This window comes from Haliscomenobacter sp. (assembly GCF_033763495.1).
In the GTDB taxonomy this organism is placed as follows: Bacteria; Bacteroidota; Bacteroidia; order Chitinophagales; family Saprospiraceae; genus Haliscomenobacter.
Map to the genome: position 1 here is coordinate 30,980 of NZ_JANRKL010000035.1, position 20,764 is coordinate 51,743.

At 47.0% G+C, this 20,764-nt stretch carries 14 protein-coding genes; 8 read left to right on the forward strand and 6 right to left on the reverse strand.

Annotated features, from left to right (window positions below):
- Positions 1-6: 6 nt before the first annotated feature.
- The 4 genes from SFV55_RS03570 (at position 7) to SFV55_RS03585 (ending at position 4,768) form a co-directional block, all read left to right on the forward strand.
- Positions 7-579, forward strand: coding sequence for a sigma-70 family RNA polymerase sigma factor (locus SFV55_RS03570; protein WP_320028087.1), 573 nt, complete (start codon positions 7-9; stop codon positions 577-579).
- Positions 569-1,918 (forward strand): hypothetical protein, encoded by a 1,350-nt coding sequence (locus SFV55_RS03575; RefSeq protein ID WP_320028088.1) that lies wholly within the window; start codon positions 569-571, stop codon positions 1,916-1,918. The genes SFV55_RS03570 and SFV55_RS03575 overlap by 11 nt, the downstream gene beginning before the upstream one ends.
- Before the next feature lie 166 nt (positions 1,919-2,084).
- Complete coding sequence (locus SFV55_RS03580; protein ID WP_320028089.1) at positions 2,085-2,879, forward strand: patatin-like phospholipase family protein; 795 nt, start codon at positions 2,085-2,087, stop codon at positions 2,877-2,879.
- A gap of 59 nt (positions 2,880-2,938) precedes the next feature.
- A complete protein-coding gene (locus tag SFV55_RS03585; protein WP_320028090.1) occupies positions 2,939-4,768 on the forward strand; it encodes a CocE/NonD family hydrolase in 1,830 nt (609 codons plus the stop codon).
- 4 nt (positions 4,769-4,772) lie between these two features.
- On the opposite strand, the gene SFV55_RS03590 is transcribed toward SFV55_RS03585, so the two are convergent.
- On the reverse strand, positions 4,773-6,035 hold the full coding sequence (locus SFV55_RS03590; protein ID WP_320028091.1) for an RNA polymerase sigma factor: 1,263 nt from the start codon (positions 6,033-6,035) through the stop codon (positions 4,773-4,775).
- Positions 6,036-6,042: 7 nt separating this feature from the next.
- Positions 6,043-6,396, reverse strand: a complete 354-nt coding sequence (locus tag SFV55_RS03595; RefSeq protein ID WP_320028092.1) for a YciI family protein — start codon at positions 6,394-6,396, stop codon at positions 6,043-6,045.
- A 125-nt stretch (positions 6,397-6,521) separates the two neighbouring features.
- On the opposite strand from SFV55_RS03595, the gene SFV55_RS03600 reads away from it, so the two are divergent.
- The 4 genes from SFV55_RS03600 (at position 6,522) to SFV55_RS03615 (ending at position 13,175) form a co-directional block, all read left to right on the forward strand.
- Positions 6,522-8,582, forward strand: a complete 2,061-nt coding sequence (locus SFV55_RS03600) for a S8 family peptidase (protein WP_320028093.1) — start codon at positions 6,522-6,524, stop codon at positions 8,580-8,582.
- Between the two features lie 630 nt (positions 8,583-9,212).
- A complete protein-coding gene (locus tag SFV55_RS03605; protein ID WP_320028094.1) occupies positions 9,213-10,040 on the forward strand; it encodes a glycerophosphodiester phosphodiesterase in 828 nt (275 codons plus the stop codon).
- 91 nt (positions 10,041-10,131) lie between these two features.
- Positions 10,132-10,674, forward strand: coding sequence for a hypothetical protein (locus SFV55_RS03610; protein WP_320028095.1), 543 nt, complete (start codon positions 10,132-10,134; stop codon positions 10,672-10,674).
- A gap of 89 nt (positions 10,675-10,763) precedes the next feature.
- Complete coding sequence (locus SFV55_RS03615) at positions 10,764-13,175, forward strand: TonB-dependent receptor domain-containing protein (RefSeq protein WP_320028096.1); 2,412 nt, start codon at positions 10,764-10,766, stop codon at positions 13,173-13,175.
- A gap of 56 nt (positions 13,176-13,231) precedes the next feature.
- Here the strand turns inward: SFV55_RS03615 and SFV55_RS03620 are convergent, their stop codons facing one another.
- From SFV55_RS03620 to SFV55_RS03635, 4 genes are all read right to left on the reverse strand, one after another.
- Positions 13,232-15,037: an acyl-CoA dehydrogenase gene (locus SFV55_RS03620; protein WP_320028097.1), complete on the reverse strand. Its 1,806-nt coding sequence runs from the start codon at positions 15,035-15,037 to the stop codon at positions 13,232-13,234.
- Positions 15,038-15,163: 126 nt separating this feature from the next.
- Positions 15,164-17,134 (reverse strand): hypothetical protein, encoded by a 1,971-nt coding sequence (locus SFV55_RS03625; protein ID WP_320028098.1) that lies wholly within the window; start codon positions 17,132-17,134, stop codon positions 15,164-15,166.
- A gap of 17 nt (positions 17,135-17,151) precedes the next feature.
- Positions 17,152-17,910 carry a hypothetical protein gene (locus SFV55_RS03630; protein WP_320028099.1) on the reverse strand — a complete coding sequence of 253 codons (759 nt, stop codon included), beginning with the start codon at positions 17,908-17,910 and terminating at the stop codon, positions 17,152-17,154.
- A gap of 255 nt (positions 17,911-18,165) precedes the next feature.
- Positions 18,166-20,613, reverse strand: a complete 2,448-nt coding sequence (locus SFV55_RS03635; RefSeq protein WP_320028100.1) for a heavy metal translocating P-type ATPase — start codon at positions 20,611-20,613, stop codon at positions 18,166-18,168.
- Positions 20,614-20,764 lie beyond the last annotated feature (151 nt).

Sequence of the window (20,764 nt, forward strand, 5' to 3'; positions counted from 1 at the left end):
GATAACATGGCGCAAAACCCGCAACAACCACACACCGAAAAAGAGATAGTAGCAGGCTGCGCAGCCAATAGTCGCTACTATCAAGAACTCCTTTACCGGAAGTACTTCCCGGTGATGTTGAGGATGTGTATGCGCTATACGGAAGACCGCGACGTGGCACTTGAAATCATCAACAATGGCTTCCTGAAAGTCTTTCAAAAAATTGACACCTTTACTTTTAGTGGATCACTGGAAGGTTGGATCCGCCGGGTAGTATTTCACTGTTTGTCGGATTATTTTCGCCAAAACAACACCCGCAAATTCGACTTTTTGGAATTGGATGGCCGGGATGCGCCAACCCGTTCATCCGCTTTGTCCAATTTGTACCTTGAAGACATTTTAAGCCTGGTAGATCGATTGCCTGATGTTAGCCAGCGGGTATTCCGGATGTATGCGATTGAAGGATATACCCATGCTGAAATTGGCGACTTACTGAACATGAGTGAAGGTACTTCCAAATGGTACCTGTCCATTGCACGAAAAGAACTGAAAGAGATGATCAATCGTCAACTCAATAACCAACGGAACTATGCGGGATAATTTACATGAGGATTTGTTCGCCGATCACGCCTGGCAGGAAATGCACAAGCTATTGGATCGGGAAATGCCGCAGCGCAAGCGCCGGGGAGCTTTTTGGTTGTGGTTCCTGCCTGCCCTCGGCTTGTGTGTGTTGTTGGGCCGTGATACCTTATTGGATGGCAAAATTCCCGTTGCTGAAGAAAAGCCACAGCAAAACCAAGCTGTTATAGCACAGGGGGAAAAGCACACTGTACAGCATGCTGACAAACACAGCAAAACCAGCCCCGAAGAGCCAACATCAGCGCCTGTGCAGCAAGCCGATAGAAAAATTGAGGTTATTGCTGCATTGGAACCTGCCAGTGGAGCAGAAAAATCGCAAAAAACGGCCAAGAACACATTGATCACAGACAAGCAGATGCTCCAATATCGCCACGGACTTGCTAAACAACCAGCTTCACCGGGTGATTTGCAGGCTGTCAATGTGTTCAAAAATGAAACTACTACTCCGTTTACCCAAGCTGAAGATAGAGTGAGTATCCTCAGCCCCAATTCAGAGGAGCCAAATCATTTTTCAAAAGATGAAACTGCTGTTGAAACATGGAGTGCCGCTGAAGTTTTAACCACCAGACAATCGGACTTGAATCTACCCTTAGCAGAATCTGAAAAAGTCAGCATTAAACCCCAACGAGCCAGGCAAAAACTGGAGTGGTGGGCTGAAGCGGGCACCCAGTTGGCTTCGGGCGTAAGAGGTTTGAGTGGTTACAAGGCAGGCGTATTGACCGGAATTCCGATTGGACGGATGCGCTTGCACGCAGGGCTGGGTTATGAACTCACAAAAGTAGGTTTTCAAAGCATTCAGTTGGATTCTACTACGGGCAGATCCAACTATTCAGATGTTAAATTGGCCAGCCAGGATCCACCTATGACGGGGATTTTGGTGGGCAGAAACAGCACCCAGGATGTGTCCAACATTCAATTGCAGTTCATCAACATAAACCTGTCTTTGTACCATCCCATCGGCAAACGTTTTGGCCTTGCTTTAGGCGGAGATCTCCAGTATCTCGGGGGGATCAAACTTGGGAGGCAATATTTGCGCAGTACCCTTTTTGACAATGCTGAAAGCAGTTTAACCCTCAGCAATTCTGCCGGTAACTCCCTTCAAGCCGAAGCAAATAATTTGTCCAAAAACAAATTCAAGGCTTTTGGGCTTTCAGCTCATGGCACTTTATCTTATCGCATCGCTACGCGCTGGAGTGCTACCTTAGGTTATCGACAGTCCTTGCAGCACTTTACCAAAACCAGTGATTTGTTGTTGAAGCCGAATTGGGTGGATTTGGGACTGCGGTATCGGATAAAATAAGTGTTTTCCTTCACTTTCCCTTTTTACCAAAGCGACATTTTTTTGTGCTTATATGTCGCTTTGGTTTTTGAAAAAAAATTCATTCTTTGAGTTCCACACATACTTGCATCCCAGCTCAAAATCGTTTAACTTCTCTCAGAATTCTATCACCCAAAACTTGCCCACTATGTTAAACACTGGCCTTGTTTTATCCGGGGGCGGCATCAAAGGAATGGCCCATTTGGGGCTGGTCAAAGCCCTGAGAGAACATGAAATTGATTTTGATTGTATTGCCGGATCCAGCGCTGGCGCCTTAACGGGAGCTTTGATTGCCGCAGGTCATAGCCCTGAAGAGAGCTTGGAGTTTTTTAAATCAACCCCATTGTTTAGCATTTATTACTACTCTACATCCAAACCAGGCCTGCTTGATACGGAAAAATTCCGACCCATTTTTGAAAAATATTTCCCAGAAGATGCTTTTGAAATATTGCAGAAGCCTCTTTTTGTCACGACCACCAATTTGGAAAAAGGGGACTGGGAGGTGCACAACAGTGGAGAACTGATCAATGTGTTGTTGGCTTCGGCTTCTTTGCCTCCTGTTTTTTCACCCATGCTGATCGATGGTGCCATGCACGCCGATGGCGGCATCATGAACAACTTCCCACTGGAGCCCCTGCAATCGAGTTGTAATTTTTTGATGGGTAGTTACGTACACCCCATTTCGCCAATCAAGGGAAGTGATGTCAAAAGTTCCATGCAGGTAGCCATGCGGGCGATGGATTTGTCGCGCTTCGCCATTGTACAACCGAAATTGGCATCCTGCCATTTCTTGTTTGCGCCTCCAGGAATTGAGGCAATCGGGATGCTTGATCGCAAAGCCATTGATAAAGCTTTCAATCTGGGCTATGAAAACGCCTGCAATGAAATGTCAAAACTGCAAAATTTGTTGAAAAAAGAATGGGAGGCCGCTTTTGACTATTGACTCATTGAAGGCATAGGTTGTGGATAGATTTTTTTATTTTGAGCTCAAATCCACCACCAATGAAACCTTATTTTTTCCTTCTGCTCAGCTTAACAGTAGGTTTGAATACATGGGCTCAGGAATCAATCCCTGAATCGCGCTACGAAAAAAAATCCGTCATGATTCCCATGCGTGACGGCATTAAGCTGCATACGGTCATATTTTTGCCCAAAGAAAGCCAGGAGCCCCTGCCTTTTTTGCTCAGCCGAACCCCGTACGGTGTTGCCGATGCCGCTTTTCCCGAACGCAGTCAACCCGAACTGGCCAGGGAAGGGTTCATTTTTGTCAAACAAGACATTCGTGGGCGTTATTTGTCAGAAGGTAAATTTGAAATGTTGCGCATGACCCGCGATCCCATTGTTCCCAACAGTATTGATGAGAGCACAGATACATACGACACCATCGATTGGTTGTTGAAAAATATCGCCAACAACAACGGTAAGGCAGGAATCTTTGGTGTTTCTTATGATGGCTGGACCAGTATGATGGCCCTCATTGATCCGCACCCTGCCCTTAAGGCGGTTTCTGAGCAAGCCACTCCCGCGGATTGGTTCATCAACGACGACATGCACCACAACGGGGCCTTTCGCCTCAGTTATGGATTTGACTACGCTTTTATGGAGGAGGCGGGTAAAACTGACACCCTTTTTCCTTTTGATACTTACGACAATTACGAGTGGTACCTACGCTTGGGTCCTCTTTCCAATGTAAATGCCAAGTACTTTAAAAATACCATTCCGACCTGGAACAACTTCGTCAACCACCCAAACTATGACGCTTTTTGGAAAAAACAATCCTTGCTGCATCGCTTTGAAAACCGCCCACTGACGGTTCCCACCCAACACGTGGCAGGGTGGTACGATCAGGAAGATTTTGCTGGCCCTCTGTTCATGTACGAGTTGTTGGAAAAAAAAGATCGAAATAAGCTGAATTACATCGTAATCGGCCCCTGGAACCACGGCGGCTGGTCGCGAGGAGAAGGGAGCTCCCTGGGCAATTTGCAATTTGGTGTACCTACTGCCAAAAACTACCGGGAAAACCTGCAATTGACCTGGTTCAATTACCATTTGAAAGGCAAAGGGGATGGCCAATTTGCTGAGGCGACCATTTTTCAAACCGGAGCCAACAAGTGGAAAAACTACAATTCCTGGACACCCAAACAAGCAGTGCAGCAGGCCTTGTACTTCCATCCCAACGGGAAATTATCCTTTGAAAAACCTGTGCCTTCGACCACTAACCTTTTCGATGCTTTCATCTCCGATCCTGCTAACCCGGTTCCCTACCGCAGTCGCCCAATTGAACAAACCTATGGCCCTGGCTCGCGCTGGCGGACCTGGATGACCGAAGATCAACGATTTGTGCACCATCGCCCTGATGTGCTGAGTTGGGAAACCAATGTTCTGGAAAATGACGTGACCATTTCCGGGAAAGTCCTGGCTCAACTTTACGCTTCTACCTCGGCTTCCGACGCTGACTGGATTGTTAAACTCATTGATGTTCATCCAGATATGGTGAAAGAAAATCGCCAAATGAGTGGTTATCAACAAATGGTAGCTGCTGATGTGCTGCGTGGCCGTTTCCGCAAAGGATTTGAAACGCCCCTGCCAGTTAAACCCAATGAGGTCAATGCCTACACAGTGGACTTGCTACAAGCGGATCACGTCTTTAAAAAAGGGCACAAAATCATGGTGCAGGTGCAAAGTACCTGGTTCCCGCTGATCGACCGCAATCCGCAAAAGTTTGTGCCAAATATCTTTTTGGCCAAAGAAAGTGATTATGTGAAGGCGGAACATCGGGTGTATCGGAGTGGGGGGTATGCTTCACGGGTGGATGTGATGGTGGTGAAGTAGCCGCTCACCCACCCTCACATCCCTCAATCTTCCCCTGAATAACCTTATACTCAGCCTGCAAGGTGACCATTTGCAAGGCCTGTTGGTATGCTGCCAATGCATCAGTTCTGTTTCCGGCCTTGTGGTAAAAATCACCCAATGCCGTATGCCATAAATAATGTTTGACCATTCCCTCAATTTTTGACAAAGCTTCAATACCCGCTTTGGGCCCATCAGCGTAACCCATAGCAATGGCCCGATTAAGTTCAACAATGGGAGAGGGCTGTACTTTCATCAATAAGTTGTAACAATAATAAATGGCCTGCCAATTGGTTTGAGCAAAACTGGGGGCAACTGCATGGTAAGAGGCAATGGCGGCTTCCAGGTGGTAGGCACTGATTGTTTCTCCCTGGCTGGATTGTTTAAAGTGTTCATAAGCCAGTGCGATCAGCTGGCGATTCCAACGACTACGGTCCTGGTACTCCAGTAGCACAATCTCTCCCTCGGCATTGAGCCGTGTATCCAGGCGAGCTGAGTGAAAACAGAGCAAGGCCAATAAGGCATGAGTTTTGGGCAAATTACTCAACGGATGACGTGCTAGTAAAGCCCCCAGGCGAATGGCTTCGGCACATAGTTCATGGCGTACTACAGTGTCATTGGAAGCGGACTTGTATCCTTCATTGAACAACAAATATATTGCGTGTAGTACGGCGTCCAAACGGGGGAGTATCTCCACTCCACTGGGGACTTCCAACGATAACTTTTCCTGACGAATTTTTTCTTTGGCCCGGTACAAACGTTTACCAATGGAATCTGTGGGCAACAAAAAAGCCGCGGCTATCTCTTCCGTACTCAAACCACAAAGGGTGCGCAACATCAATGCCAATTGAGATTCCAGTGGAATGGCCGGATGGCAAGTCGCAAACAACATCCGCAACTGTGCATCTTCAATTTCGGTATCCAAAAAATAGGCATCGAGCCAATGGCTAGCCTCAGGGTCGGACTCCTCTTGGCGAATGACTGGAGCAATGCGTAACCGAAAATTGCGTTCGCGGCGCAAATAATCGATGGTGCGGTTTTTGGCTGCACGGTAAAGCCAGGCTCTGGGATCGTCCGGCAAACCCTTTAGCTTCCAACTTTCCAGCGCGGCGATCAGGGTCTCTTGTACAATGTCTTCCGCAATTTCGACCTGGCTCAAGCCAAATAACTTGGTCAATACCGCGAGCATCTTTCCCGACTCGTGTCGGAAAAGATGCTCTACCGTATGATGAACTGGCTGCTCAGCCATAGCAGGCTTAATTAAAAACCTGAATGGGCCGAACTTCCACTCGTCCTTCAATCTCGTAAATAGGGCAACCCTTCGACAATTCGATGGCTTCCTCGATGCTGGCAGCTTGCAAAACGAGGTACCCGCTGACCAACTCCTTACTTTCTACAAAAGGGCCGTCGGTTACCACATGTTTGGAACCCGTAACAACCTTGCCTTCTTGTTCCAAAGCCTCAGCACCTACCAACTTGCCTTGAGCGGCAATCCCACCAATCCAGCTGTTCCATTTGTCCAATTCAGCCTGCATGTCTTCGGGCGACATTCCCTGATAAGCAGATTCAGTTTCCGTAGTGTTGCGAAACAGGAGCAAATACTTTTCCATTTTTTTTGGTTTAAAGTTAAAAAATTAATGAACATGCCCTGTTGACGAACAGCGGAGAAAGAATCGGACAAGACCCGTATATTTTTTAAAAAAGAATTGTAACTTTCCCCTAAAACCCAAAAACTATGTATTCTATCCGCTACGGTGGCCGGGATGGCCAGCTCATTCAACTGGTTGAAGCCCCTGATCTTGTGGTTGTACGTACCCAAACTGGCAAATCTCTGTCGGACCTCAACCTTTCGGATGCTTCCCGTGAAGCTGCCTCCACCTTATCCCCGGTAGCTGCATTCCCTGAGGCTGATGTGGTGGTGTACAAGATTTTGGAAGCCAAACGCTCTCTGGCCAAAACCCTGCGCAATACCATTCGTAGGCTTTTTAAGAAAGAACCGAGTATCCGATTTGCCGGGCGGGTGTTGAAAGATGCCCAAACGGGCAGTATTTATGTCTATACAGAAAACTTTTTTGTCAAATTCAAGGACGAAACATCCCAGGAACTTTGTGAAACCATCTTAAAGGAGCACAAACTGGAAATTGCCGAAAAACTTACTTTTGCAACCAATGCCTATTTTGCCAAAGCTCCCGAGGGAACGGGTTTGGATATCTTTAGAATCGCTGAATCTTTGATTGGCCTACCCGAGATGGAGTACTGTCATCCCGAATTGGTCCAAGAAAAACGCTATAAAGCCATTCACCCCATGCAATGGCACCTGATCAACACCAAGATCAATGGAACAACCATAGAACAAAACGTTCAGGCGGAAGCTGCGTGGAAAATAAGCCGCGGACTTGGAGCTACCATTGCCGTAATAGATGATGGGGTAGACATTGACCATCTTGAATTCAATCAAGCAGGGAAAATTGTTGCCCCCCGAGACACCATACGCAATACGGATGACCCTCGCCCCCGTGGCTTTGGGGACAACCATGGCACCGCCTGTGCAGGAGTAGCTTGTGCCGCGGGTGTTGGTAAAGCGAGTGGAGTAGCACCGGACGCAAAATTGATGCCCATACGGTCGGGCGGCCTGGGTTCTATGGCGGAGGCCAAAGCTTTCGCCTGGGCTGCTGACAACGGCGCTGATGTGATTTCCTGTAGCTGGGGGCCTGCGGATGGTGATTGGAGCAATCCCAATGATCCCATCCATAAGGTGAACGCTCCTCTTCCAGATAGTGCCCGTTTGGCCATTGACTATGCCCTGAAGAATGGACGTAAAGGAAAAGGTTGTGTCATAGTTTGGGCAGCGGGCAACGGCAACGAAAGTGTCGACCTGGATGGGTATGCGGCCTATGCACCTATTATTGCCGTTGCAGCGTGTAACGACCGGGGCAAACGGAGTGTATACAGCGATTTTGGGAAAGCCATTTGGTGCGCCTTCCCTAGCAATGACATTTTTGCACCGAACCTGGAACCTACCCGTCCCCTGACTCCTGGGATCTGGACAACCGACCGGATGGGGGGAAGAGGGTACAATGTGGGAGTTAGCAATGCCGAAAACACCATTGGGGACAAGGAGGGAAACTACACTGCTACATTTGGTGGTACCTCTAGCGCTTGCCCGGGAGTGGCAGGTGTAGCAGCCTTGATGCTGGCAGCTAACCCAGAATTAACTGTAAATCAGGTGAAAAACCTCATCAAGTCTGCATGTGACCGAATTGACCCCCAAGGGGGTAGGTATGATGCAGGAGGGCATAGTCAACTTTATGGATATGGTCGGATCAACGCGCTAAAGGCAGTCCAATTGGCGAAAAACAGTGGAAGTACACCATTGGTGGACTTGAATGTAAGTGGGAAGGCTTATTTTAACCGAGATTCCAGCGTGGTATTGGAAGAAGGGAAGTGGACCAAAGATGCTTTTACAAACAATCGTTTATTGGGCCTAGAATTAAAGGTGGAGCCTGAAAGCCAAAACTTTGGCATCCAATACCGACTGTTTATTCAAAGCCAGGGAGCAACTCCTTTTGTACAAAATGGAGGATTTGCAGGTACAAAAGACGCCAGGCGAAAGGTCATTGGTTTTCAAATTACCCTTTTGGGGCCACAAGCTAATTTGTATAAAGTATTGTATTCAGCCAAACTGCAAGGTAAAAGCACTATCGCATATGGGCAGGATGGATCAGTATGTGGCACCTCGGGTTTGACTGGAAATGCCATTCTCGAGATCATGGTAGAGATCAAAAAAGTCTCTTAAAAGACAAGATTGAAGGGTTTTTGAAACATATGACTCTTTTATGATAATTCATTTTGACTTTCAATTGAAAGAATTTTAACTTTTTCATTAAAATTGGATTTGTTTAAAATATTGATAATCATATTTTTATAATAAAAAATTCCTGATTTTTTCTTTGATTTTTGAACGTTAATTTTTCTTAAAATTGTTAGCATTAAAATTTAAACTAGTTCTATCTTTATGTCGCACTTTGAACACTGAAGAACATGCCGAATATTTGGCATTGAACACTGGATTACAATTTAGTTCTATGAAAGTCTTTGCAATTAACAAACACCCTTACCAATGGTGCAAAAGGGGGATTGTAGTGGTGGATATTATTGCTCCACAACTCTAATCTGCCTTTTTAAAAACCGGTCCCCTTTACACTGTATGCTGATCACACGTTACTTGATGTACCGAATGCTTGAATTGTTTTATTACCTTGATTACCGCTCCCTTTAAATTTTTCATAACCTTGCAGAAAAATTGCGAGTTATGAAAAACAAACTAGAACAAAGTTTCTCCCTTCCATTTCCTTTCCTATTCTCAATCTTCCTATTTTGTTGCTCAGCCTGTCATTCCTCAAAAAGTACAATGGGCGACACAAAAATGCAAAATACTTTTGATTGGCAAGGTCACCGCGGTGCACGTGGTTTGGCCCCTGAAAATACTTTGCCAGCATTTTTAAAGGCATTGGAATTTCCCAGGATTCGTACTTTGGAACTAGATCTTGCTGTGTCGGCTGACAACCAGGTGTTGATCTCGCATGAGCCCTGGATGTCGGCCGCTATTTGTTCTACCCCTGCCGGTGATGCAGTCAAAGCTGAGGAAGAAAACAAATTGCTGCTGTATCAGTTGCCCTATGTAGAAATAGCCAAATACGATTGTGGACGAAGGGGAAATGAACGTTTTCCCGAACAAGGGGCAATGGCCGCCCACAAACCCCTCTTGAAAGAGGTAGTACAAGCAGTACAAGCTTATTGCGCAAAAACCAAACGTATCCTGCCACATTACAATATTGAAATCAAAAGCCAACCTGCCTGGGATGGTAAAAGAACGCCTCCTCCTGCTGAATTTGCCAAATTGGTTATACATGAAATTCAAAATCTTGGCATCACAAAATCTTGTTGTATTCAATCTTTCGACCCTCGGGTACTCCGCGAAGTAAGGGAGCTGGCCCCTCAGATAACCCTTGCCTTGTTGGTTGAAAATCGCCGTGGAATGGAAGCCAATGTGCAAGAATTGGGCTTTACCCCCAGCATATATAGTCCGTACTTTGGTTTACTTTCGGCGGAAGTTGTTCAGAAGGCACACGCAATGGGGATGAAGGTTATTCCCTGGACGGTTAATGAAACCAATGTCATGCAAAAAATGATTGAAATGGGTGTTGATGGAATCATTACGGATTATCCCAATCGGATTCCAGAAAAGTTATGAGTGATAAGTTATGAATGATGAATTAAGTTTAAAAACTAAACCTAAATTTGTTTTACACTGCTGGTTGATTGAATTGGACTAAAATACGAGCTTGAAAAAACTGTCTGGCATATTACTTTTGGCTTGTTTGAGCCTGCCTGCACTGGGTACGTACACCTGGTTGCAGTATAAAAAGCTAATGGTCAAGCAGGAGGTTAAACAAGCCATGAAGGCGGGAATGAGCAAAGAACGTTTGGTGCGTTTGGCTTTTGCGCAAGATCAGATGGATACTTTACTCCGTTGGGAACATGCCAGGGAGTTTGAGTTCCAAGACCAAATGTACGATGTGCTAGAACAAAAAATCCAGGGGGATTCCATCGTTTATTGGTGTTGGTGGGACCAGGAAGAAACCTTCTTGAACCGATACTTGGACGATCTTACAAAAAAGGCTTTCGCTGGTGATCCCCAACAACAAAAAGCACAGGATCAACTGCTTCAGTTCTATAAATCCATTTATTGCAGCATTCCAGATGCTTTGAGCCCATTACCGCTTGTTGTTTCGGCTGAGTCTTCTCAAAGTTTAATATGGGGAGAAAAAAATGAGCATTATTCCTGGAAACAAGGGCCTTCTTCCCCGCCTCCTCAATTGGTGTAAACCCATTTTAATTTCTGTTTGGATGTAGTTCAGGCACCGCGCTGTCCCTGAATTGCATTTTATTTGATGGACTGTTTACACCAATCAACATGGAAAGACTATTCTTTACTTGTATAGCGTTTTGGACACTATCTTTTGTTTCTGCCCAAGTGATCAGCATTCAGGATGCCGAAAGTAAACTTCCTTTGGAAAATGCCACCCTTTCGAGCAACAACCCAAAAATGTTGTTGACTACCAATGCTAAAGGGCAGTGTGAAATTGCAGCCTTAGCTGGATCTGAAAGGATTGAAATTCGTTATTTTGGCTACAAAACGCTGATTAAAAGTTTTGCGGAATTAGCGCAGGAAAACTTCACGCTTGCCCTAAGTCCTACTCGGGTTTCACTGGATCAGGTAGTTATTTCCGCTAGTCGCTGGAACCAAAACCAGCGTGATATCCCCTCCAAAGTGAGCACCATCACTAGCCGGGAAGTAGCTTTACAAAACCCTCAAACTGCTGCCGATTTACTGGGGGCCTCTGGCGAGGTTTTTATTCAAAAAAGCCAACAGGGCGGGGGTAGCCCGATGATTCGTGGCTTTTCTACCAATCGTTTGTTGTATGCAGTGGATGGAGTTAGGATGAATACAGCCATTTTCCGCAGTGGCAATTTACAAAACGTGATTTCATTGGACCCGTTTGCTACCGAGCGCACCGAAGTGTTTTTTGGTCCTGGCTCGATCATTTATGGCAGTGATGCCATTGGGGGGGTAATGAGTTTTGAAACACTAAGCCCTAAACTTGCCACCGATGAAAGCCCGTTTATTACAGGGAAAGCTACCAGTCGCTTTGCTTCAGCAAACAAGGAAAAAACCGCTCATTTTGACGTAAATGTTGGCTGGAAAAAATGGGCACTGGTAACAAGTTTTTCCAGTTTCGACTACAGCGACCTGCGCATGGGGCGTTTTGGTCCTGATGAATACCTGCGGCCATTTTATGTACAAAGACAAGGAACTACGGATGTTGTCGTGACCAATGATGACCCACTCCTACAGCGCCCGACGGGCTATACCCAAATCAATCTGATGCAAAAAGTGCGATTCAAACCCTCCGAAAATTGGGATTTCCAATACGCATTCCACTATTCTGCAACATCGGATTATTCTCGCTATGATCGGCACATTCGCCTGCGCAATGGCCTGCCCCGCAGTGGGGAGTTTTATTATGGCCCGCAGGTTTGGGCCATGAATCACCTCAATATCAGCCATTCGGCTCATGCGGGTATGTTCGACCAAATGACCATTCGCCTCGCGCAGCAATTTTTTGAAGAGAGTAGGGTAGACCGGGATTTGAACCGCACGGAACGGCGCATTCGGGTAGAAAAAGTGAGTGCCTCTTCCTTAAATCTGGATTTCACCAAAACGCTAGGTATCCGTGGTCAATTGTACTATGGCCTGGAAGGGGTGATTGACGAAGTAGAATCAACTGGAACCAATGTAGATGTCTCTACCAACAAATCAGTTGTCGGCCCTTCGCGGTACCCTCAGTCCACCTGGGCTTCTTATGCCGCTTACCTGAATTATCAGCGGAAAATGGGTGAGAAATTTATTATCCAGGGCGGGCTACGCTACAACAATTTTGCCTTGGATGCCGATTTTAGCAACAACTTGGCTTTTTTTCCCTTTCCCTTTTCCACTGCAAAACTGGACAATGCTGCTTTGACGGGTAGCCTCGGTTTTGTGATCAACCCCAATGAAGACCTGAGCATTCGGGCCAATGCTTCCACCGGATTTCGTTCACCCAATGTGGATGATGTGGGAAAAGTTTTTGACTCTACACCTGGATCAGTGGTTATTCCCAATCCTGAGCTAAAGGCTGAATATGCGTATAATGTTGAATTGGGCCTGGCCAAAATATTTGGAGAAGTATTAAAAATAGACCTCACCGGATTTTATACAACCCTTGAGCATGCTATGGTTCGGCGAAACTTCACCCTTAATGGACAAAGTCAAATCGACTTCAATGGAACCCTGAGCCAGGTGCAAGCCATCCAAAATGCAGCAGAGGCCAATGTGATCGGCTTCCAGGCCGGCCTCGAACTGAAGATTGCGAAAGGATTGTCCTTTTCTTCGCAGTTTAACCTACAAGAAGGTGAAGAGGAGTTGGACAATGGTGAAAAAAGTCCTTCCCGACATGCCGCGCCCTGGTTTGGTATCTCGCGATTGAATTTCACTACCAATGGACTCAATATGCAGTTTTATGCCCAATACAGTGGCGAAGTGAGTTATGAAAAGCTCTCGGAAGAAGGTAGGGCTACTGATTACCTTTTTGCCATCGACTCGAATGGAAAACCCTATTCACCGAGTTGGTATACCTTCAATTTTAAGGCATTGTATCCAGTTTCAGAACGATTTACATTGACAGCAGGGGTGGAAAATCTGACCGATCAACGCTATAGGCCTTACAGCTCGGGGATGGTGGCGCCGGGGCGGAATGTAATTTTGGCGCTGAGTATGCATTGGTGAAAATCGTGTGGGCAGCCACTGAGGCTGCCCACACGCCATAGCGTAACCGCAAGGCCCTACACCAACATATCTGGGCGGGTATCTATGGTCACCCGTACCCTGCTGTTTAACCTGATTTTCATACCTACCATTTTCGGCAATTCATACTCAAAAAAGAAGCTGAAGGCCTGCAATTTGCCTTCGTAGAAATTTTTGTCTGCCTCAGCTGGATTTTGTGCCAGCCCTTTTTCTGCAGCGACAGCCTGCTTCAACCACATCCAGGCGATGATCATGGTGCTGAAATACTCCAAGTACAAAGTGGCGTCAGCCAGGAAAACTTCAGGGCTTTCTGTGCTGGCCAATTGAAACAGATTCAGGGTGGTTTCCTGCAAACCTGCCCCGGTTTTCATCAGCTGTTCAGCGTAAGGCTTCAACCTTGGGGTAGGTAGTGCTGCTTCGATGACACTCTGCATTTCTTTGCTCAACAACTGGAGCCCTTTGCCATTTTTCATGGTTAGTTTGCGACCCAAGAGGTCCATGCCGTGGATAGTCGTGGTCCCCTCGTAAATGGCATTGACCCGGATATCCCGATAATGCTGCTCCAGAGGGAAATCGTCGGTGTAACCAGCGCCGCCCAACACCTGCATACCTTGGCTAACCGATTGAACGCCCATCTCGGAAGGGTAGGATTTGGCAATGGGCGTCAACAATTCCAGCAGCAAATGGGCATTACTTGCTTCTTCACCCTGGGCACGGTGGGCAAGGTCACCGTATAAGCTGCACTGTAAAAGTAGCGCAATGCTCCCTTCGGTAATGGCCTTTTGAAACAAGAGCATTCGGCGTACGTCTGCATGCTCAATGATCAGCACTGGTGGCTGGCTGATGTCCTTGTTGGAAGGATGCCGGCCTTGGGGACGCTCATGAGCGTATTTCAAAGACGCGTAATAAGCTGCTGAAGCAGTGGCCGCAGCTACCATCCCGGTGCCGATGCGGGCTTCATTCATCATTTGAAACATGTAGCGCAATCCCTGGTTGGGCTGGCCTACTAGGTACCCCCGGCAATCATCTTGTTGTTCACCCAGCATCAAATGGGCTGCAACGTAGCCTTTTTGGCCCATTTTGCCATAAATACCTGCGGTGGTCACGTCATTGAAGACCAATTGCCCATTTTCTGGTCGGTATTTGGGTACTACAAACAGGGAAATGCCCTTGGTACCCGCCGGAGCTCCCTTGATTCGGGCCAGAAGTAGGTGTACTACATTGTCCACTGCGTTGTGATCGCCACCCGAAATGTAGATTTTTTGACCTTTGATTCTATAGTATTCACCATCGTTGACGGGTTCCGCACTTGAACTAAGGTCGGATAAGGAACTCCCCGCCTGAGGTTCTGTCATAGCCATGGTGCCTTGCCATTGGCCGCCGTAGAGTTGGGGAATATAAGCTTCGTTCAAAGCAGCTGAGCCAAAGGTGCGGATCAAGTTGGCTGCCCCAGTGGTCAAAAAAGCATTGCAGGCAATGTTGGCGTTTGCTGCATGGAAAATGAGCGTGGCTGCATTGAGTACGGTATAAGGCATTTGTTGCCCGCCTGCATCAAAATCTTCGTGTGCATTGATCCAGCCACCTTCGGCCATGGCCTGAATAGCTGGCCTCATACAGGGATGAACGTGTACTACGCCGTCTTCGTAACGCGCTTTTTCCTTGTCCATCACGCGGTAAAAAGGGAAAAGGTATTGATCTCCAATTTGTTTGGCAGCATCAAGCGCCATGTCGATTGCTTCCCGATCGTACGCTTCAAAGTGTTCAATTTGTTGGAGTTGAGTGACATCTAGAACCTCGTAGAGCATGAAGCGGAGGTTGCGCGAACTGATGTATTGTTCAAGCATGGTGCGATAATTTAAACCACAGCGAATTTTCGCTAACTCAGCGCAAGATATTGCACTTGAATTAAAATGCTTGAAAAATATTTTACTCAGTTAAAAAAATCTCAATACTTTATTTCTATCAAAAATTCACTTCACTAAATTGCAGATGCCCTCCGGCAAGGCCAACTCCCCAAAATGTACCCGGATCCGCCCATTTTTGCTCATGGTATAAAATTTTCCAAAACCGAGAGAGTCCGCACTTAGTCGAATGCTTTGGAATTCCTGTAACTCGCGGCCGTACTGGATCTTGAAGTCGTAACGCTCACCCAGGCGCAAGGGCAAATTGGCCAATAGGGTGCCCGCACTGATGTCACCGAGTTTTTTATAGGGCATCTCCATACCTGAATTGCAAGCGCTTCGATAAAAAATAGGAAGAGTAGGGCGGATAGCAGGCTGGTAACTGCCCCCGCAGGATGCATTGATGCTCAGGTCAACACTCGATAAAACACTGGCATTACTGGGACGTACTCGCAACAAAGCTCCCTGGTTCAATACCTCACAAACTGGGAAATTGCGGGTGCTGCTGCGCAACTGACAACCCTCCTCGTAATAAAAAATAAACTGGGCCTGAGTGCCATAAAAACCTCCCGGTGTGAACAGCGGATTACGTGGATAAGCGACCTGTAAATTGTTGATGCCTTTGTTCAAACGCATAAACCGATACCCGCTGCTGCTACCAATTTGGTAGTACAACCAACCTTCTGTCGCTTCATCAGCATTGACCGAAATGGGAATATTGTTTTTTTCCTGAAAACTGTATTCCGAGCAAATGGGCAAGGGCTGAATGACAAATACACTTACCTGAGGTTGGAAGTTAACATTGTCAAAAACCGTACTGTCTTGGCGCAGGAAAAAATCTCGTGTTTGTTCACGCACCTTGCGCACCAGAGCGTCCATGTCAAAACCTTGCCCCGAACGGCAACTGGGAAACACCTGCATAAAATTCAACTGAGCTTTGCTGGTGTAGTGGTACCGAACAGGTGTGGTGCCCCGGTAATACACACCTTCCAGGGTGTCAGGCATGTCGCCTTGGACCTGAATAAAAACCTGGCAAAGCTCCGATATATTTTCTTCCGGCCATAGTTCCATAAAACCAAATGCCCAACGACCAGTAGAGGCCGTAGGCATGTTGGCTTCCAGTTTGCCATTGCGGTTGCTGACCGTAGCGAAGGATTTGGCTTGCCAGATTCCTTCATCCGGGTTTTGCCAAAAGGCTGGGATCAAATCACCCGTTTTTATTTTAGCCTTGGTCAATGGATTGTATAAATCGGCGTTAATGGGAATACTGATTTGAGCGGGGAAACTCAAATGATCCGCCGACTCAGTCCCGGATTTTACCTGAAAATCAATCAAACTGACCGGATTGAGGTTCAACTTACCAATACTGCCGTCCGCTTTGCGGAATGGTGCCCGAATCAAAGTTGACTCCAGGTAGTTTTTATTCGCTGGAGTACCCGGCATTACCATCAATTTGAGGTCCAGATTGCCCGTAATGCTGGACTGACCCTCCCGAAATTCAACATAAGGGTCGATGCGGAGGCTGGCTTGAAGATTGGCTGTGCTCAAAGTAAGGCTGGCGGCCCGTTCTGAGGATAAGGTTTTATTCAATACATCTATATGGGTCGAAGCACGCATAGGACGCATCCACACGGTTGCCAATTGACCGAGTGTATCATTGAGCAGGTATTCCTCCTCTACCATAAAATAACCTGATCCCTGAAAGCGGAAACGCACTTTGCGGGGGGCGCTTTCGCTGGGAGCTTCCCGTTTTAGGGTGCCTAAAGTCAGGAGGCCACCTTGGATCTGCAGGTTTTTGCCTCCGCTGTTGTTGTACAATTTCGAAAAGTCGCTACTGATCAACTCCAGATTGACGCCCTCTGCGGGCGCACCAGTCAATTCATCCAAGACTTGCAGGGTCAAAGGTTGGTGCAATACTCCAGTACTGACCTCGAACTGAAGGCCGTCCAGCGCATTTTCTTTGAGCTGATCCAGCGCCTTTTCACAAGCGCTGCAGCACAATAAGCTAGCCAATAAGAAATAAAGTTTGCCGTATTTCATGGGAGGGATGTTCTTTTTTATAAAAATCGCAAGCCAACGCGGAGGTTCAAAGCTGGCCAAATGCGCTTGTTTTGCAGGTTGTCCTGGAGCTGTTGGCGGTTGTTTTCATTCGTCTTTAACAAGCCAGTCGCCTGAAGGTCGGTACTGGGTTTGCCCCGAAAATAAGCTCCGGCATCCAGGCAAACACTCAAACGCCTCCAGGGCACCATGCGGCCCAAACCAACTCCCAGGTAGGGGGATGCAAAACGACTATAACGCAAACTGGCATCAATCTGCCCCATTTCTTCTGCCGCAATTTTTATTTCATTGAATTGCACCGAGTCGCGCAATACAAAAGTTCCGGTAATGCGATTTCCTGGATGAACGGCTATACCTACCACAGCACGTACCTGCTCATGCAGCACAGCATAATCAACCATGATTTCTACGGAATGCTGACGGATTTTTCCAGTAAACAGCCAGGTATTGTCGCTCAATCCGAAACTGCCCAGATCAAATTGTTGTTGGCCAAAACTGCCTTGTAAATAATTCAAACCTGCCCGTAAGTGCCAGGAGGGCCGCACCCGAAAGGCCATGTCTGCTCCGGCTCCTTTGGTGCCTAGGCTTGCACCCAGTGCGTACTGCCATTCGCGGAAGCGAATCAAGCCTTTTTTTACCGGAGCTTCATGCGCAAAAACAGGGGAGGTACCACTCGACAAGAGCAGCAGCAGTACCAAAAATGGCAATTGTAAAATGGTGGAAAGTAGGGGCTTTCCGTACTTCAATCGGTTGTTCATGGGACAATGAATTATGATTTTCCAGGTCGTTCAACACGCCGGAATCTGTAGAATCCAGTAAAATAAATGGAATGATATGTAGATGATTGCCCCTAAAATTAAAGATTGTCCAAAAATAGTAATATTTCTTGGAAAGGAGGTAGTGGGTGGGAAAAAAAGTTGAGAAGGTTGAGTCTACCGCAGCCACCCGGTCACTGAGCGTAGTCGAAGTGACCGGGTGGCTGCGGTAGACTCAACCTTCTCAACCTCCTTTAACTATTTTTTCAAAACTCTCGCCGCCAACCAATTGCTCGCAATCGTCCCAAAAATAACGATGGTAATCGAGCTCAAAGGCATCAAAATAGCGGCAACCACAGGGGATAATGCACCCTGCACCGCAAAGCTCAATCCAACGATATTGTACAACAAAGCGAGACTATATGCGCCAAATACCAAAACCACACTTTTGCGGGCGTAATGAATAAATGCGGGCAAACGGTGAAAACGATCGGCACTCAGAATGGCGTCTGAAGCAGGGGTGAAATTGGCGGTATCCTCGGTGACCGCGATCCCTGCATCCGCCTGGCGGAGCGCCCCCGCGTCGTTGAGTCCGTCGCCCAGCATAAGCACCCGATGGCCTTCATTTTGGAGTTCTTGAATGAATTGAAGTTTGTCCTTGGGGCTTTGGCGGAAATGCATGTTACCGCGTTCTTTAAAAATGGGTGCCAAAAGTTCAGCCTCCCGGTCATTGTCGCCACTCAAGAGGTAGACTTCGCCCAAACTTTGGAAATATTGTAAGGTTTCAAGGGCTTGAGGCCGCAAAAAGTGCTCCAATACGAAGTATCCCTTTATTTCATTGTTGATTTGAACATAAACACCTTCGCCGTCCATATTTGGATTAAGGAGTATTTGATCCATAAATTTTCGAGAACCCAGTTTGATGTTACGGTGTCCAACCGAAGCCTCAACACCTTTTCCAACTGTTTCCTCAAAATTAAGAATTGGATAATCCATCGCTTCATCAATTTCTTTGGACAACTCAGCGTGGATGAGTTTACTGGCTGGGTGATTGCTCTGACCGCTCAGCGCTACGATCAATTGTTTTTCTGTAGCAGTCAAGGGCTCTCCTACAAATTGTACGGTACTGGATTGCCCGGCGGTGATGGTTCCCGTTTTGTCCACCACAATGGTATCAATGCGGTAGAGCGCTTCGATGGCGTTGGTGTTTTTGAGGAAAAAATTGTAGCGCCCCAAAATGCGCAGGGCATTACCCAGTGTAAAAGGCACCGCCAACGCACCAGCACAAGGACAAGCCACGATCAACACCGCCGTAAAAGCATTGATGGCTATTACCATGTCGCGAGGCAGCCAATAGATCAAAGTGCCAAAGCCTACCAATAAAATGGCGGTGGTAAAATACCGGCTTACTTTGTTGGCCAATACACTGGCCTGACTTTCCTGTTTTTTGTTAAAAGCATCCTCGTTCCAGAGTTGGGTGAGGTAACTCTGACTGACTTTTTTGCTCAAACTCAATTCAAGGACACCTCCCATTTGACGGCCCCCGGCGAATACTTTTTCGCCTGCGGGAATACGCACGGGTTCGGCTTCACCGGTCACAAAACTGTAGTCGACGTTGGCTTCCCCGCGCAGGATGATGGCATCGGCGGGGATCAATTCTCCGTTGCGCACGTAGATGATGTCCCCAGTGTCCAGTTTGTCGAGGGCGACGGATTGTTCTGTTTGGTCTACCTTTTTGCGGGCAGAGATGGGGAAATAAGATTTGTAGTCGCGCTCAAAAGAGATGTGGTGGTAAGTGCGCTGCTGAAACCATTTGCCAATCAACAAAAAGAAGATCAAACCCGCCAGGCTATCCATGTAACCCGCCCCGGTATGACTCAAAATTTCGTAGACACTGCGTAAAAAAAGCACGGCTGCACCTAAGGCCAAGGGCACATCGATGTTGAGTTGTGCCCGTTTTAAACTTTGATAGGCCGAGCGGAAATAATCCTGGGCGCTGAAAAAGATTACGGGCAGCGACAAGAGGATATTGAGCAAACCAAAATACTTAGCAAAACCAGACTCCGTTAATTGATTCAAGCCCAGGTATTCAGGAAAACTCAGCAGCATGATGTTGCCAAAAGCAAAGCCAGCTACACCGATCTTATAGGCAAAACTGCGGTTGATGACCGGACGGGATTTTTCGTCCAAACTGCCCAGGTTGATGGCAGGTGCATAACCAATGCTGGCCAGAGTTTCGGCAATTTTGCGCAGACTGGTTTGTTCCTCTGAAAAAACCAGATGCAACTCCCGTTTTAAAAAGTTGACTTGTGAGGTGTGGATGCCATCGGTGAGTTTATACAGGTTTTCCAACAACCATATGCAGGAAGCACAATGGATTTGGGGCAAAAAGAGGGTAATCCGGGTCGTTTTGCCATCGCTGAACTGGACCAATCGTTTGAGTACTTCGGGATCCTCCAAAAAAGCGTATTCTTCCTTGCGTTTGCCGCGCAGACTGATACCCGCGGTTTCATCAATGCTATAGTATTGGCACAAGCCATTGGTGTTCAAAATCTCATACACAGTGCGACACCCCTCGCAACAAAAATTCTTTTCATCAAATGGAATCGGGGTGCTAGGCAATGGCTCGCTGCAATGGTAACATTGGGTGTGATTGTCTACACGTACTTTTCCGTTATTTGATCTTAGGGTGGTATTCGCCGTCATGAATGACTGTTTTCAGATGATAAACTCCGTGTAAAAGTACCAGTGCCGAAAATAGAGGGGACTGATTTTTGTCACCCCTTAGAGATGATAAAATTGTGAAAAACTGCGGCGGACCATAGTGGATTTATCCTACTGTGAATTTTTTTTTACT